Below are 15,307 nucleotides of genomic sequence, written 5' to 3'. Positions count from 1 at the left end.
CAGAGGATGCAGTCTGTGAAACTGTTGCGCCGGGTGAGGCGGACGGCTGGGCTAGCTGGACGGCTGGGCCGAAGCGGATGCACTGGCTGAACCCGAGGGGAGCGGCGCCTGATCTGCGGACTTAACGACGGCGGCGGCGAGCGTTGCGAATTCATCAAGGCTTGCCGTGCCGCTCAGGATGAGGGTGGTCCCACGGTATTCAAGGACCATGCTGCGCTTTTCCTTGCCGGAGTCCCGAAGTTCCCAGTCCTGGCCACCGGCATTGCGTGTTCCTGTGACGGGGAGGTTGCCCGTCTGCTGCAAAACCCAGGTGGGGTTGGCCTGGTTGGTCTGCGTCAGGCCGATGAAGGCCTCTTTAGGCGTCAGGAATCCGATTTCCCACGTGGGTACGCCTGAACCCGTACCGGACTCCCATCGTGCGTAGTTCGGCTTGAATGTGTCGCCGGTATCCGGAGTGACGGGTGTGAATCCTGCCACACCTGTGGCGTTGCGGGCGATGGCAGCCACATCCACGTTCGGCCTGAAACCTTCGCCCTTGGGCGCAGGGTTCATCAAGACGATGGGCAGGAACGCCAGCACACAGACCAGCAACGCGATGACCATGCCGATGACCGAAGCATTGGCCCGCTTGGCAGCTTTCGCCGCAATGACGGGTTTAAAAGGGGCATTCACGGGGGGCTGGGTACCGGTCTGGTTGGCCGCTGCAGCTTCTGACTGGTTCTCCGCTGCGGGCTTGTCCTGCGTTTCACTCACCACACCATGATCCCTTATCCCGGCAGGGAACACACATCCTGCAACCTCACCACCGGTATTGCGGCAGGTGGTCATCCAACGACTCGCGGACGGTGCGGCGACTATGATCGTTATAGAGGAACCCCGGGTTGCCCCGTGCAACCATGTCCGGTCCCGTGAATCGTCACTCGAAGAAGAGGTTCAAGTGTCTCCTGCACCAATGACCCAGCAGTATTCCACGATTTCGCCGTCGCTCGCCGTCGGCATCGACGAACCCGACCGCAACCTTGCGCTTGAACTCGTCCGTGTCACCGAGGCCGCGGCAATTGCCGGTGGCCACTGGGTAGGATTCGGTGACAAAAACAAGGCCGATGGCGCCGCCGTCGATGCCATGCGTTCGTTCCTTCACACCGTCCACTTCAACGGCGTCGTGGTCATCGGTGAAGGCGAAAAAGATGAAGCCCCCATGCTGTTCAACGGTGAGCAGGTTGGCGACGGCACCGGTCCCGAGTGCGACGTCGCCGTCGACCCCATCGACGGAACCCGCCTGACCGCCCTCGGCATCAACAACGCCCTCGCTGTGCTGGCTGTGGCTGAGCGTGGCTCCATGTTCGATCCCTCGGCCGTCTTCTACATGGAGAAGCTCGTCACCGGCCCCGAAGCTGCCGACATGGTGGACCTGCGCCTGCCCGTCAAGCAGAACCTGCACCTCATTGCCAAGGCAAAGGGCGTCAAGGTCAACCAGCTCAACGTCATGATCCTGGACCGCGACCGTCACCGCCCCCTGGTGGAGGAAATCCGCGAAGCCGGTGCCCGCACCAAGTTCATCATGGATGGTGACGTGGCCGGCGCCATCGCAGCAGCCCGCTCCGGCACCGGTGTGGACGCCCTCATGGGTATCGGCGGCACACCGGAAGGCATCGTCGCGGCCTGTGCCATCAAGTCCCTCGGCGGCGTCATCCAGGGCCGCCTGTGGCCGACGTCGGACGAAGAGAAGCAGAAGGCCATCGACGCCGGACACGACCTCGACCGCGTCCTCTCCACCAACGACCTCGTCACCTCGGACAACTGCTACTTCGCAGCAACGGGCATCACCGACGGTGACCTGCTCCACGGCGTGCGCTACCAGAAGGACCGCGTCATGACGCAGTCCATCGTGATGCGCTCCAAGTCAGGGACTGTGCGATTCGTTGAGGCTGAACACCACGCGTCCAAGTGGGAGACGTACGCGCGCAAGCCGTAACCCCTACGCAGCTAACAGAAGGACGGCGGGCATCGCTCGGCGGCTATCTCCTCGTACCTCGTCGATTTGATGCCGCTTTCGCGAGACTCGCCGTCCTTCTCTGTGTCCTGCCAAGTTCGGCTTCGCGCTGTTGTGGGTAGGGCAGAGCGAGGGGGTGTTCCGTCCTCACTCACTTTGACGCTGGAACCCTGCCGACACGCCGTGATTCACGGCGTGTCGGGGCCTCGGCGGGCTCAAAGTCGGTGTTGGCGGTACGGGTGTCGGGAGCGGTGGGGAATCAGCGGAGCTTGTCCCGGAGGCTTCTCGCCAATTGGTAGGCGCCGTAGCGGAGTTTGTTCACCGGGAGGTCCCAGGTGCCCGGGTAGGAGACCTCGCGGCCTCCGAAGGACTTCTTGAAGGCCGTGAAACCCGCCCATTTGTGATCAGGCTGGTCCTCGGGCGCCACGCCCCAAAGATCCACGTGCTTGAGGCCCTTTTCCTTGGCGTCAGCCATCAGGGTCACCAGGAGGGGGATTCCCGCGCTGAGCTTCCGGTGGGTGTCATCCAGGGCTGCGTGGGCGTACACACGGGTGTCCGCGGAATCGTAGGCGAAGGCGGCAGCGATCGGCTCGCCCTCACGTTCGGCAATGAAGAGCGTTCCGGCACCGGAGGGCAGCAGGGAGGCTGCTACTTGGGTGAGGTACTCGTCGCTTTGTGGCTTGAACCCGTTGCGCGCTGCGGTCAGGTGCAGGAAATTCAGGAGCACCGAGATATCGGCAGGATCCTGGGAAGCGCGGAAGGTCACGCCCTTCTTATGGATGTTCCTGTACAAGTTGCGGTTGGTCGGCTTCATCCCGGCCAGGACATCCTTGAAATCGCCGTCCAGGTCCACCACCCAGCTGAGCTCGGGTTGCTGGTTGACCGGAGCTGGTCGCAAGCCACGCGCGCGCAGGAGGGGACCGGCGTCGGACGCTGTGAAGCCCGCCGCGGCCGGCTCCATGCGGACGAAGACTGCGCGTTCCGCTTTCGCCAAAGACACCAAGGCAGCCGTAGCGGCGTCGAAAGCCTCTACGGATTCGGCTACCGGACCGTAGGGTGCGTAGATGACCTTGCCCGCCGGGTTTTTCTCCTCAATGGCAAGGAAACTCCAGCCCGGGCCGGACTGTTCATGGACGCGGCGGCCCAAAGAGCGCTGGACAGCGGCCCACGCGGGCGTTTGCAGGAAAAACTCCATGAATCAGTTCCCCAGACCTGTGGTTACCGCGAAAGCGATGCTGGTGTCCGTAGCGCCCTGGACAGGATGGACGTTGACGGGGGCTTCGGCGTCCGGGATGAATGCTGCTGCACCGCGCTTGAGCAGGAGGTCACTCTTGGGGGAGTCGAGCATCACCGACCCGGCGACCACCACGACGACGGCCGGGCCACTTTGCGCCAACGGCACCGGTTCAGCCCCGGGGCCAAGTTCAATGCGCTGGAGTTGGAACTCCTTGAACGGCGGGCGGTACAACTCCTGCCCGAATTCGGTGCCGCTGGCCTGGACATGGGGCACACCGAGCGCTTCGAACCGGATGGTCTTCAGCAGTTCCCCAACGTCCACGTGCTTGGGGGTGAGACCGCCTCGGAGCACGTTGTCAGAAGACGCCATGACCTCCACGCCGAGGCCGTGCAGATAAGCGTGGACATTGCCCGCCGGCAAGTACACGACGTCTCCGGGCTCCAGGGACAGGTGGTTGAGGAGGAGCGAGATGAGGACCCCTGGATCGTCGGGGAAGGCCTCGTTGATGTCCACCATGGCCGTCAGGGCTTCGCGGTGCGGCTCAAGCGGGGCTCCCGCCGACAGCACCGCGACCACCTCGTTAATCGCGTCGGAGACCGGGCTCCCGCCTTGGATCAGGCGGCTGAAAGCGGCCTTCAAGGCTGCGTTGGCATCGGACTGGCCCAGATCCGAGATCACGTGGTTGATGATCGCAGGAACCTCAACCGCGGCGGAATCCAGTACGTCGCGCAGGTGCTCGAAGATACTCCGCGAAGCGGCTGGTGAACGGAATCCGCAGAGTGCCTTGAACGGCGTGAGGGCAAAGATCATTTCCGGCTTGTGGTTGTCATCGCGGTAATTGCGCTCGGCGGCGTCTGCGGGTATCCCGGCTGCATTCTCCCTGGCGAAGCCGTCGCGGGCCTGGTCCCTGCTGGGGTGCACCTGCAGGGACAACGGCTTCCCGGCAGCGAGGAGCTTGGTGAGGAAAGGGAGCCTGGGTCCGAACTCCGCCATGCTCTCTGACCCCAGGAAGTGGCCGGGATCAGAGGCGATCAGAGCATCGAGGGGTTGGGTCACACCGTTGGGGTGAATCGCTGTGGAAGGGGAGTCCGGGTGGGCTCCGATCCACAGTTCGGCCTCCGGACCACCTGAAGCGGGCCGACCCAGCAAACCGGCGATCGCCGTCGTCGAACCCCACGCGTAGGGTCGCAAAACATTCTCAATTTGATACACGAAAGAAAGTCCTTATTCGTTGCGCTGAACGTGGGGTGACGCCGACCAGCCAGCTTACAGCGGTGCGCACTGTCCGTTGGTTGCCACGAGGTCGCGGATGCCTTGCTCGTCACCTTGCGCCTTGAGGCCGTTCAACAATTCGATGGTGATGGGCGTGCCATCGGGCGTGGTGGTCACCGGGGTGAAATCGGCAGACGGCGAAGGCAACTGACTTGCGGGCAGGAGCCCGGCCGTTGGGCCGGCGGCCATGACGGTACCGGCTGCTGCCCGGTCATGGGAAACGACGGCGTCACTCGCCTTGGGTGCGTTGGACGACGCCAGGACGTCCTGAACCTTGGAATGGATCAGGTCGAAGTCAGGGACCGTGGAGAAGGAGGCATCAAAGTCCGGAGGCCCAATGGTGAGGCGCTTGACCGGCTGGTTCTTCGACTTCAGTGCCAGGTCCACAAAGCTGCCGAGCTGGTTGGAGGAAATGTTGGAATCAACCACTTTGGTGCCGGCGTTGGCGATGTCCTCGAACTTGGTCAGGAGAGTAGCTGGATCCAGCTGCTTGAGCATCGCCTGCTGGACACACTGCTGGCGCGCAATGCGCGCGTAGTCATCCACGAACTCGCGTGAACGGCCGTACCACAGGGCGTGAAAGCCATCCAGGTGCTGGTCGCCTGCCGGGATCCAGCCATCAGGCATGCCGTGGATTCCGTTGGCCTCGTCAGTAACGGGACCACTGATGGGCACCCACCCGCCGGCCTTGATGCGTATTCCGCCCATCGCGTCGATGAGCTTGGCGAATCCGTCCATGTCCACCAGGACATACGCCTGGACGGTGATGCCCAAGGTGCCGGACACAGCCTCCAACGTTGCTTGGGCTCCGGGATCGGCGACGCCGGGGTACAGATCTTTGTAATTGTTGGTGACTTCGGTGTTGACGGCGTTGATGAGGCACTCGTCGCCGCAGTTATAGCCCTCGGGGTAGATCCCGCGCATCGGCGAGCCCTCGCTGAACTGTGCGTTTTGGAGGTTGCGGGGCACAGAGATGATGGCGCTCTCGCCCGTTTTCGCATCAACGCTGATCACTGAGAGGCTGTCCGGGCGGCGGCCTGTCCTGTCGTCTCCGGCATCGCCACCCATCATGAGGAAGTTGTAACGCCCGTCCACAGGATCAATGGCCGGGCCCGCCTGGAAGATGCTGCCGATCGCGTTGCGGCTCACGTTCAGGACGTAGGCGATGTAACCCAACGAGCCGCTGGCCAGGACTGTGGACACTGCTACCACCACGGCGATGATGGGGCGCATTCCCGGTGCCAGAAGCGCGGGCCTGATAATCCGGAAAGTATTGAGGAACAAGTAGGCCCAGCCAAGAGCCAACGCCACCAGGACCACGATGATCACCAGCGATCCCACCGGGTGGGTGGCGATGCTCAGCAGCATGGTCCGGTTGACCAGGGCGATCAAGAGCGTCACCAGGGCCAATGCCCAGACTGTGAGCGTGACGCGCAATGCATTGCGGCCAAGTTTGCGGTCGCCCGCCACGATCTGGGCGCTGCCGGGAACGAAGAGTGTGAGGAGAACCAGCACGAAGGCGCGTTTGGTCCGCACCGGAGCGGATGCCCCGGACGGATACCGGACAGGATCAGTCAGGGCAGAACCGGGCTGATTCGAGGTCTTGTGCATGGTAGTCAACCGCTGCCTTCCTAGCGGGAGCTCCGGGCCGAAGCGTTGGCAGGGGAGAAGACTTCCTCGACCTTATGACGGAGGTTTTCGCCCTTCTTGGTGGCGACGTCGTTCAGTTCCTGGGCGAAGGCCAGAAGGTCGGTGCGCAGCTTGGCGGCCAGTTCATCGGTTCCGGATGCCAACATGCGCACGGCGAGGAGTCCAGCGTTCCGGGCGCCGGCGATGGAGACGGTAGCCACGGGAACACCAGCGGGCATCTGGACGATGGACAGGAGTGAATCCATGCCGTCCAAGGTCTTCAGCGGAACCGGAACGCCGATGACCGGAAGCGGCGTGACGGAGGCGAGCATGCCGGGAAGGTGGGCGGCACCGCCCGCTCCGGCGATGATGACGCGCAAACCGCGTTCATGGGCGGTCTGACCGTACCGGATCATTTCGGTGGGCATCCGGTGCGCCGAGACGACGTCGGCTTCAAAGGGAATGCCAAACTCGGCCAGGGCGTCCGCGGCGGCTTCCATGACCGGCCAATCGGAGTCCGAACCCATCACGAGCCCTACCAGCGGGGCAGTTGATTCTGATGTCATGCGGTCTCCTCAAGGGTGGTCTGCTCCGGCCGGCGGCCGTCACGGATGATGTTGGCCACGGCCGTAGCGCGCTGGCGGACGGAGTCGACGTCGGAAACCGAACTGCCAACGAGGTTCACGTGCCCGATCTTGCGGCCGGGCCGGACTGACTTGCCATAGGAGTGCACCTTGGCCGCAGGCTCATAGGCAAGGGCCATGGGGAATGCTTTGAAGAGGTCCTGGTTCTCTCCACCCAGGAAGTTCTTCATGACCGTTACCGGGGCCAAGGCGTCCGTTGCGCCCAGCGGCAGGTCCAACACCGCGCGCAGGTGCTGCTCGAACTGGCTGGTGATGGAGCCATCCTGTGTCCAGTGTCCGGTGTTGTGGGGGCGCATGGCGAGCTCATTGATGAGGAAGCCGGCGCCAACTCCGGGAGTTTCGAACAGTTCGGCGGCCATGACGCCGGTGACGCCGAGTTCATTGGCGATCCGGAGTGCAGCTTCCTCGGCGGCCGCAGCCACATCGAGGGAAATATTCTGGGCAGGTGCAATGACTTCATCGCAGACACCGTCCACCTGGATGGTGTGGACAACGGGCCAAGCCCGGGACTCGCCACTGGGTGTACGTGCCACCAAGGCAGAGAGCTCGCGGCTGAAGTCAACCTTTGCCTCAGCGAGCAAGGGGCTCATGGCCTGGAACCAGTCCGAGGTTTCCAGGGCCTCGTCCGCGGAGTCCACGATTCTGACGCCCTTGCCGTCGTAACCGCCGCGAGGGGTCTTCAGGACGACGGGCCAGCCGATCCTGTCGCCGAAGGCCACCAGCTCGTCAACGTTGTGGACGGCAGACCACTCCGGGTTGGGGAGGCCGAGGCGGTCGATCGCAGCGCGCATCACCAGCTTGTCTTGGGCGTTGACCAAGGCATCGGGGCCTGGCTGGACGTTGACGCCGGCATCCAACAATGCCTGCAGGTGCCCGGTGGGAACGTGTTCGTGGTCAAAGGTCAGGACATCCAGGCCCTTGGAGAACTCAAGGAGGGCCTCCAGATCCTTATAGTCGCCGATGGGGGCTTGGGCCACAACAGCTACAGCCGAAACGTCCTCGCCTTCAGCCAAAACACGGAGTTCGAAGCCCAGGGCGGTAGCGGGCGGAGCCATCATTCGTGCGAGTTGGCCGCCGCCAACAACGCCAATTACTGGAAAAGTCACAATGTTCAGCCTACCGAACCGGCGGCAGGATCACTGATTCTGCCGTTCTTTTGGCAGCTTTTTGGGCAGGAGGCAACGCCTTTCAACGCCTGAGGAGGGGCCTTTATCGGCGTTCTCACAGCTCCCTAAGGGGCAGCGTCGGGAAATGGGCGCTAAAATGGGCTTGGCCCATCGGCCCACTTTTCAAACGGCCATGGAGGGTCATGATCACCACACTTGCAGATCGCATCCGCGGACTTGCCTCGCTTTTCTGGCGCGAGGTTGCCAAGTTCGGCGCCGTCGGCGGTGTTGCTTTTGTCATTGACTCGGCCGTCTTCATCTGGCTTTTCTCCGGTCCGATGCACGGCAGTGAAGTGTGGGCGAAGGCCATTGCGACCATTGTGGCAAGTGTATTCTCCTGGGTTGCCAATCGCTTCTGGACGTTCCGCCACCGCAAGCAGGCCAACGTGGTCCGTGAAGCGGTCCTCTTTGCCGTCATGAACCTCGTTGGGCTTCTCATTGCCTCGGGCTGTGTATGGTTCGCCAAGTACATCCTTGACCTTAACGACAAGCCGTCACTGTTTATCGCCGGCAGCGTTGTGGGCCTGATTCTGGGTACCATTTTCCGCTTCTTCGCCTACCGCTTCTGGGTGTTCAACGAAGAGCTGGACGCCGAGCCCGAGTACTCGCACGACCACGAGATCATCGAACTGCATCACAAGGCCAAGATTGCCGCCGAGCCAGGCTCCAGCAACCCTGCCACGGGCGAGGCGCCTTCCGTCAAGAACGTTTGATGGTTACGGGCGGCTGACGCGCTCGTTTTCCAGCAAATGATCGGTGACCGCAAGGTCCGGGTGCACCAGCACCACGGACCCGTCCTCTTTCCAGGCTCCCAACGACGCCGCCAGGCATGACTCCAGCCCATCCGTGGCGCGTACCAGAAGCCGGACTCCGGGGTCCTGGTTGGAGGCAAAGCCCTCAATCAGGGCTTCATGCGAAAGCGCCGCTGCGCCCCGGACGGCAGGCAACTCCGTGCCGGGCTCGTTGTGGGCCATGAAGACGTCGCCATGGGAGCGGACTTCCGCCGCATAATCCACGACGCCGGACGGCAGCTCACCTGGCCAACGCATCGCCAGTGCCGCGAGCGGGACGGCGACCACCGCGTCGAAGGCGGCCCCGGCACCGTCGTCGGGATTGTCTGTCACCAGGAGATCGGCAGAAGTGCCATCGAAGACAACCTCCATGCCCAGCTGCCACGCCGCAAGTGCCCAGACGAAGGACTTCCAGTGCGCGGGCAGATCCAGCCGGACAGCCATCCCGGGTTCTGCGTCCAGCTCGTCCTGCAGCAGGTTGCTGGTTTTGGCCACCCAGTTGTCCAGCACACGGCCGGAGAGCTCCACCCGCTCGGAGTCGGGCCCGTACCACGTGAGCCGTGGTGATGTTGAATGGCCCGATCGCAGGGCTGTCATCAGGTTCGCTGCGGGGATGCTCATGCGTCAATCTTGCCACGGTCACCCAGCTCCGTCTTGGGCCTCAGTACCTCGATTGTGAGATGTGCCACAGGGTATTTTGTCCAATCGTTGGGCCCCAGCTGGACCCTGATCGAATTTCCGCGGAAATTCAATGAAAGTTCATCTCATCCGATCCGGCACTTCCATTTTCCGCGGGGGCGCAAGGCGGCGCGGCCAAAATGTTGGGCGTGGCGCATCCCACGTTTCTACAGATTCTTGATTATTATCCCGGCGCGGCTTGACTGGTGGGTAGTTACACGCGTGTAATTAGTAATCAACGCCGCTGCACAGAGGACCGGAACGCCACCGGGAATCGGAAATACATCCAAGCAGCAGCTGCAAACTCAGGAGGGACGCCATGGGGCAAGCGTTGCGTATCCAGGAAGATGCAGTCGTCGCAGAACATGCGTCGGTGAAATACCGTTCGCGGGAAGTGCCGGGGGATTGGTACGTGGACCCGGCGGATCCGGAAGCGGCAGACCGATACAACCAGAATGTGCAGGAGTCATTGGAGGATCAGGCGACTGCTCTCCTGGCTGCACATGAGGCATTGATCGGTGATTTGCCGGCCGGGCCGGAAGAAGATGTGGATGACCCTCCCATGGAGTTGCGTCGTCAGCTGGAAACGCCGGGGCAGCCGGTGTGGATCGGCCTTCCCGGCCAAGACGACTTCGACGACGAAGGCGAACTTGGGTGGCAGACCGATGCGCTGTGTGCGCAAACGGATCCGGAAGCCTTTTTCCCTGAAAAGGGCGGATCAACGAGGGACGCCAAGAAAGTCTGCGGCGCGTGCAACGTCCGTTCGCAGTGCTTGGAGTATGCCCTCGCCAATGACGAGCGGTTCGGTATTTGGGGCGGACTCTCTGAGCGGGAACGTCGTCGGCTAAGGAAGCGAGCGGTCTAATTCTCAAGGAAGTGCATGTCACTGCTGTTGTGGTATCCCACAACGGCGGCGATTATCTCCCCAGGACATTGGCGGCACTGTCGGACCAGACGCGTTCGGCAGATGCCGCCATTGGCATTGATACAGGGTCCACGGACAATTCGCTGGACTTGCTCCGCGAAGCCTGTGGCCAAGGCAACGTCACCACCTTCCAGCAGGCTAAGTCCGGCTTTGGTGCAGCTGTGCAGGCAGGCCTTCAAGAGCTGGCTCCGGCAGGGGCCGCGACAGACGGCCCAGCCAGCCAAACCAAAAGTGTCCAGTGGATCTGGCTCCTGCATGATGATGCGGCCCCGGCGCCGGATGCGTTGGCCGAGCTGCTCCATGCAGTGGAGCGGGCTCCCTCGGTCACGGTGGCGGGCTGCAAGCAGCTCGGCTGGGATAACGAGCGGCACCTGGTGGACGTAGGCCTTTCCACGAGCCGTTGGGCTGAACGGCTGACATTGATCGACGCGGACGAAGTGGACCAGGGGCAGTACGACGCCCGCTCGGATACCTTTGCCGTGAATTCTGCCGGCATGTTGATCCGCCGCGACGTCTGGGAACAGTTGCAGGGCTTTGATCCTGCGTTGCCCGGAAGTGGCGACGATGTGGACTTCTGCTGGCGCAACTGGCTTGCCGGCAATCGCGTGGTGGTAGTTCCCAGCGCCCGCATGTTCCATGTAGAGCACCGTCCCCACGGATTGGGTACCTCCTCCGCGGCCCGAAAAGCCCAAATCCACGTGCGGCTCAAACACACGCCGTGGTGGAATGTGCCGTTCCAGGCCATCGGAGCCCTGTTCGGCGCCATTGTCCGGCTGGTATTGAGCATCCTGGTCAAGGAACCGGGCTATGGCTTCTCCCAGTTCACCGCTACCGTGGCCGCCCTCATCCGGCCGCTGGCAGTCGTCAAGGGCCGTCGCGTGGCGGCCGCGACGCGACGTGTCCACCGATCCGTGATCCGCGGCCTTCAAACGTCTACCCGTGAGGTCCGGGCCAACCGGCGATCGCTGCTGGAAGCGATCCGCCCCAGTGACGACAACGCCGCCGTCTCTGATCTCCTGGCCCCTGAACCCAGCGGAGACGCTGCGGATGACTTCGCAGCGCTGGCAACCAATGAACGTGGCTGGGTGGGAACGGGCGCTGTTGCTGCTGCCCTGCTGGCCCTTGCCGCCGCCTTGGTTGGCTTGCTGGGACTGGTCCGCTCCGGCACGGTTGCCGGTGGCGGATTACTGCCGTTGTCCGCGGCGCCGGCAGAGATCTGGGCCAACGCATCCACGTGGTGGATCTCCCTCGGGGCAGGACTGCCCGGGCACGGTGATCCCTTTGGATACGTGCTGTGGTTGTTGTCCCTCTTCGGCGGCGGTGACGGAAATTCGGCAATGGCGTGGCTGCTGGTCCTCGCCATGCCCTTGTCAGCGTTGGGTGCCTGGTTCGCCGCTGGGGCCCTGACCACCAAACGCCGGTTCCGGACTGTGGCCGCACTCGCCTGGTCCGCCGCGCCCGCGCTCCTGATTGCCATCAACGATGGCCGGGTGGGAGCGCTTTTCGCGCACGTGATGATGCCCCTGCTCCTCCTTTCCCTGTTGCGGGCCTCGGGATCTGCCATCGGCCAGGGCCATTCCCAGGTGGGTACGGCGCTGAGCAGACGGCCCGCTCCGATTCTCGGGAAGCCGGGGATCAACGGAACGCCGTCGTGGACAGCTGCAGCGGCAGCCGGCTTGGCCATGGCGGTGGTCACAGCCTCGGCTCCATCATTGATGGGACCGATCGCCGTTGCCGTGATCCTGGCCGCCGTGATCCTTGGACAACGGGGCAAAACATTGTGGTGGTCCCTCCTGCCCACCATTGCCATCTTCCTTCCCTACGGCATTTCCGTGCTGGACCGGCCCCGCGCTTTGCTCGCTGATCCCGGCGTCCCCCTCACTTTTGAGGCATCGCCGTTGTGGCAGCAACTGTTGGGCCAGCCGTTGGCCTTCGACATCGACGGCGGCCTGACCGGATTGGCGTTCTTCGGTCCTGGAGCTATGCCTTGGGCTTTGCTGCTGGCATTGCTGGTCAGCGCACCAGTCCTGATCCTTGCGGTGACGGCCTTGTTCCTCCCCGGTAAGCGCACTGCCCTGGCCAGGGTTTTCTGGCTCGCCGCATTGGCCATCCTTGTGAGTGGTTGGCTGGTGGGGCACGTGGCCACCGGTGTGAACAACAACGTGATTGTTGGACCCTATACAGGCCCCGCAGTATCGGCCGCGGGCATGTTGCTTCTGGCTGCGGCCGTCATTGGTGCCGAGAAGATCTTTACGGCTCCCCGCCGGACGAGCGACTCGGACCGGCCAAAGCTGCCGCTGCGGCGCGTCGCTTCCGGGGTGGTCTTGACGCTTCTGGTTGCCGGCCCGCTGGCAAGCATGGGCGCCTGGGCGGCCCAGAACGTCCTCCAAACTTCGCCAGCGCCAGGGGCGAGCCCGGCACCTAACCCAGCGGGGCAGGCGTCCTCCCTTGGCTCCGAACGGCAGGTATGGCCGGTGGACTCCGGCACGTTGCCGGCTACCGCCGTCGACCGTGGCCAGGGCCCCGAGCGCACGCGGACTCTGGTGATCACCAGCGGTGAGCAGGGCGCCTTTACGTCGTCCCTCATGCGCGGTGCCGGGACAACCCTGGACGGCCTGTCCACCATCGCCTCTGCCCGAACCATCATTGGTGCACCGGGTCGCGAGGAGATTGCAACAGACGATGCTGCCACTGCGTCTCTCCGCAAGGCGGTGGCAACCATCGTTGCGAGCACGGGCGTGGATCCTCGTGCCGACCTTGAGCAGCTCGGTGCGGGTTTCGTGGTTCTTAAGGCGGCAGACAGCGCAGCCCAGTTGACTGCCAGCAGGATCGACGCCGTCCCCGGACTGGTTGCTGTGGGCCAGACCGACGCCGGGTGGCTGTGGCGCGTCACGCCGCGGAACCAGCCTGCGGCAACTGCCGCGGACGCTGCGCACCGCGTGCGGATTGTCGATTCCAAGAATGCGACAGTGGGCACGCTGCCTTCCGAGGAAGTGTCCGTGGATGCCACGGTGCCCTCGGGTGAGGAGGGACGCAAAGTTGTCCTCGCCGAACGCTCCGATCCCGGCTGGTCCGCATGGCTGGATGGCCGTCAGCTGAAAGGCACCACCGCCGGTTGGTCGCAGGCCTTTGAGCTCCCGGCCGCTGGCGGCGACCTGGAAATTCGCTACACCAACCCCTGGGCCCTGTGGTTCGGAATCCTGCAGGCCGTGGTGATCGGATTGACAGTATTGCTGGCCATTCCGATGCCCGCACGCCGCACACGAACCGGCATGTCGAGGGATGAAGTCTCCCTCCGTAAGGAGTACAGCAGTGTCTGACGACCCGAAGCAGCAGGTCGATGAGAAAACGGCGCGCAGCACCAGCAAGGGCTCACGGAGCTCCAACAGGGGCGTCGTCACTGGCGTCCTCTCGGCAGTAGTGATCCTCGCTGCCGGTGGAGGCGCTGTTGCGGCGACGTCAATGATGCCGGAGCCCTCTGGCGGCACCACGTTGGACATTCGGCAGGCCGATGTTCCTGCGGGACGCGCCGTGGGCGTCTGCCCGGAACCCGCACGGCTGGTCAATGGCACCGTGGTGGGTACGGATGCCGATTTCAGCCCGGTATCCACTACCGCCAGCAGCGCCCTCAACGCGGTGGTGCTCAGCAACCCGGCGGGCACCGTACCCGGTAGCAAAGTGACCTCGCTGGGCGGTGGCTCCGTGGCTGAGATCGCCAAGGCACCTACGAGCACCCCCACGCCAACCGCTGGCCCGCCAGTGTTGGCTGCAGGAGTGGCATCCATTAGCCCGGTGACATCGCCGGCAGTGGTGCAGGCCGATCCTTTGGGAAATGAGCAGGCCTCCCTGGCAGCCAATCTCAGCTACTCGGCCACGGACGGCGATCTCCGCGGCCTTGCTTCGGCCCAATGCCGGGCTCCCGGCAACGACGCGTGGATTCTCGGTGCCAACACGGCCGTGGGTCGTACTGCCGTCCTGAATCTGAGCAACGCTTCCGAGACCCCGGCAACGGTAAACCTGGACCTCTTCGGGTACCAGGGCCAGATCCAGGCACCGGGTGCCCGGGGACTCTTGGTGGCTCCAGGCACAACCCGCTCCGTCAACCTCGCAGGTCTGGCCCCGGGCGAATCGCAACTCGCCGTCCACGTCCGCAGCACCGGCGGTCCGGTTGCCGGAACCATCCAACAGAGCGTGTTGCGTGGGCTTGCTCCCGGTGGGGTGGAGTACCTTTCGCCGGGCACCGGACCGTCCAACCTGCAGGTGATGTCCGGCGTCGATATCCAGGACCCTGCGGCAAGCAAGGCACTGGCCGGCAAGTCCGGTTTTGCCGACGCTGTGCCCGCTCTGCAGATCGCGGTTCCCGGCTCCACCGATGCCGTGGTGCAAGTGAGCCTCTACGGCGCCAACGGTGAGCGCAAGATTCCCAGCGGGGGAGTAGTCACGGTCAAGGGCGGGTCCGTGGCCACTGTGAACCTCGACGGCGTTCCGGCAGGAAACTACACGGTGAAGGCGAGCTCGGACGTGTCCTTCGTGGCATCCACCCGGATCACACGCGGTGCCAAAGCGGAGGAAGCAACCGACTTCGCGTGGTCACCGTCGTCGGCACGGCTGGGCAGCCAGCACCTGGTGGCTGTTCCCCGGGATGGCCAGCGATTCCTCAGCTTCGGTGTGCCCGAGGGGCGAGGTACTGTCAGCTACGCTCCGGTGACGGCCGACGGCACAGTGGGCAAGGCCGTTGACGTCGACATGTCGGGCGGCACCACCTCGTTGATCGAGCTGCCTGCGAAGTCAGGCGATGCGCTGGTAGCGGGCTACATTGTGTCGGCGTCCGGAGACCCCATTTATGGCGCGCTTCTCCTGGGCAAACAGGGGCGGTCCGACGTTTCGGTCGTTGCCATCCAGGACGCCGCGGCGGGACTGGAGAAGGTTCCGGTCTCGGTGGGCTACTAGCCCACCGCACCAGCAATCGGCA

The 15,307-nt window shown here is 63.8% G+C and carries 12 protein-coding genes; 5 read left to right on the top strand and 7 right to left on the bottom strand.

All coding sequences use genetic code 11. The features are described from left to right. Positions 1-51: 51 nt before the first annotated feature. Positions 52-753: a DUF4245 domain-containing protein gene (locus tag BMY91_RS05950; protein ID WP_256212615.1), complete on the bottom strand. Its 702-nt coding sequence runs from the start codon at positions 751-753 to the stop codon at positions 52-54. A gap of 199 nt (positions 754-952) precedes the next feature. Between BMY91_RS05950 and glpX the strand changes: the two genes are divergently transcribed. After that, complete coding sequence (gene glpX, locus BMY91_RS05945) at positions 953-1,975, top strand: class II fructose-bisphosphatase (RefSeq protein WP_011774031.1); 1,023 nt, start codon at positions 953-955, stop codon at positions 1,973-1,975. A 277-nt stretch (positions 1,976-2,252) separates the two neighbouring features. Here the strand turns inward: glpX and BMY91_RS05940 are convergent, their stop codons facing one another. Genes BMY91_RS05940 through BMY91_RS05920 form a run of 5 tightly spaced genes read right to left on the bottom strand, consistent with a single transcriptional unit; the run spans position 2,253 to position 7,881 of the window. Beyond that, positions 2,253-3,188 carry a lipid II:glycine glycyltransferase FemX gene (locus BMY91_RS05940; protein WP_090819806.1) on the bottom strand — a complete coding sequence of 312 codons (936 nt, stop codon included), beginning with the start codon at positions 3,186-3,188 and terminating at the stop codon, positions 2,253-2,255. Between the two features lie 3 nt (positions 3,189-3,191). Then, positions 3,192-4,442, bottom strand: a complete 1,251-nt coding sequence (gene manA, locus BMY91_RS05935; RefSeq protein ID WP_090819803.1) for a mannose-6-phosphate isomerase, class I — start codon at positions 4,440-4,442, stop codon at positions 3,192-3,194. A 54-nt stretch (positions 4,443-4,496) separates the two neighbouring features. Next, positions 4,497-6,113 (bottom strand): LCP family protein, encoded by a 1,617-nt coding sequence (locus BMY91_RS05930; protein ID WP_090819800.1) that lies wholly within the window; start codon positions 6,111-6,113, stop codon positions 4,497-4,499. Positions 6,114-6,133: 20 nt separating this feature from the next. Then, positions 6,134-6,697, bottom strand: coding sequence for a 5-(carboxyamino)imidazole ribonucleotide mutase (gene purE / locus BMY91_RS05925; protein ID WP_090819797.1), 564 nt, complete (start codon positions 6,695-6,697; stop codon positions 6,134-6,136). Next, on the bottom strand, positions 6,694-7,881 hold the full coding sequence (locus BMY91_RS05920; RefSeq protein WP_090819794.1) for a 5-(carboxyamino)imidazole ribonucleotide synthase: 1,188 nt from the start codon (positions 7,879-7,881) through the stop codon (positions 6,694-6,696). Before BMY91_RS05920 ends, purE begins: the two co-directional genes overlap by 4 nt. Before the next feature lie 203 nt (positions 7,882-8,084). On the opposite strand from BMY91_RS05920, the gene BMY91_RS05915 reads away from it, so the two are divergent. Then, positions 8,085-8,654: a GtrA family protein gene (locus BMY91_RS05915; protein WP_090819791.1), complete on the top strand. Its 570-nt coding sequence runs from the start codon at positions 8,085-8,087 to the stop codon at positions 8,652-8,654. Between the two features lie 3 nt (positions 8,655-8,657). On the opposite strand, the gene BMY91_RS05910 is transcribed toward BMY91_RS05915, so the two are convergent. Beyond that, entirely contained in the window at positions 8,658-9,353 is a 696-nt protein-coding gene (locus BMY91_RS05910) for a TIGR03089 family protein (protein ID WP_090819788.1), read from the bottom strand. A gap of 376 nt (positions 9,354-9,729) precedes the next feature. Between BMY91_RS05910 and BMY91_RS05905 the strand changes: the two genes are divergently transcribed. The 3 genes from BMY91_RS05905 to BMY91_RS05895 are packed head-to-tail and all read left to right on the top strand — an operon-like array spanning position 9,730 to position 15,285. Next, positions 9,730-10,275 (top strand): WhiB family transcriptional regulator, encoded by a 546-nt coding sequence (locus BMY91_RS05905; protein ID WP_090819785.1) that lies wholly within the window; start codon positions 9,730-9,732, stop codon positions 10,273-10,275. An 11-nt stretch (positions 10,276-10,286) separates the two neighbouring features. Further along, on the top strand, positions 10,287-13,655 hold the full coding sequence (locus tag BMY91_RS05900) for a glycosyltransferase family 2 protein (protein WP_090819782.1): 3,369 nt from the start codon (positions 10,287-10,289) through the stop codon (positions 13,653-13,655). Further along, complete coding sequence (locus tag BMY91_RS05895; RefSeq protein ID WP_256212614.1) at positions 13,648-15,285, top strand: DUF5719 family protein; 1,638 nt, start codon at positions 13,648-13,650, stop codon at positions 15,283-15,285. The genes BMY91_RS05900 and BMY91_RS05895 overlap by 8 nt, the downstream gene beginning before the upstream one ends. Positions 15,286-15,307 lie beyond the last annotated feature (22 nt).

It is taken from the genome of Arthrobacter sp. yr096 (assembly GCF_900108925.1).
Classification (GTDB): domain Bacteria; phylum Actinomycetota; class Actinomycetes; order Actinomycetales; family Micrococcaceae; genus Arthrobacter.
Note: the sequence above shows the minus strand (reverse complement) of the source record. Positions and strands in the feature narration are given on the sequence as shown.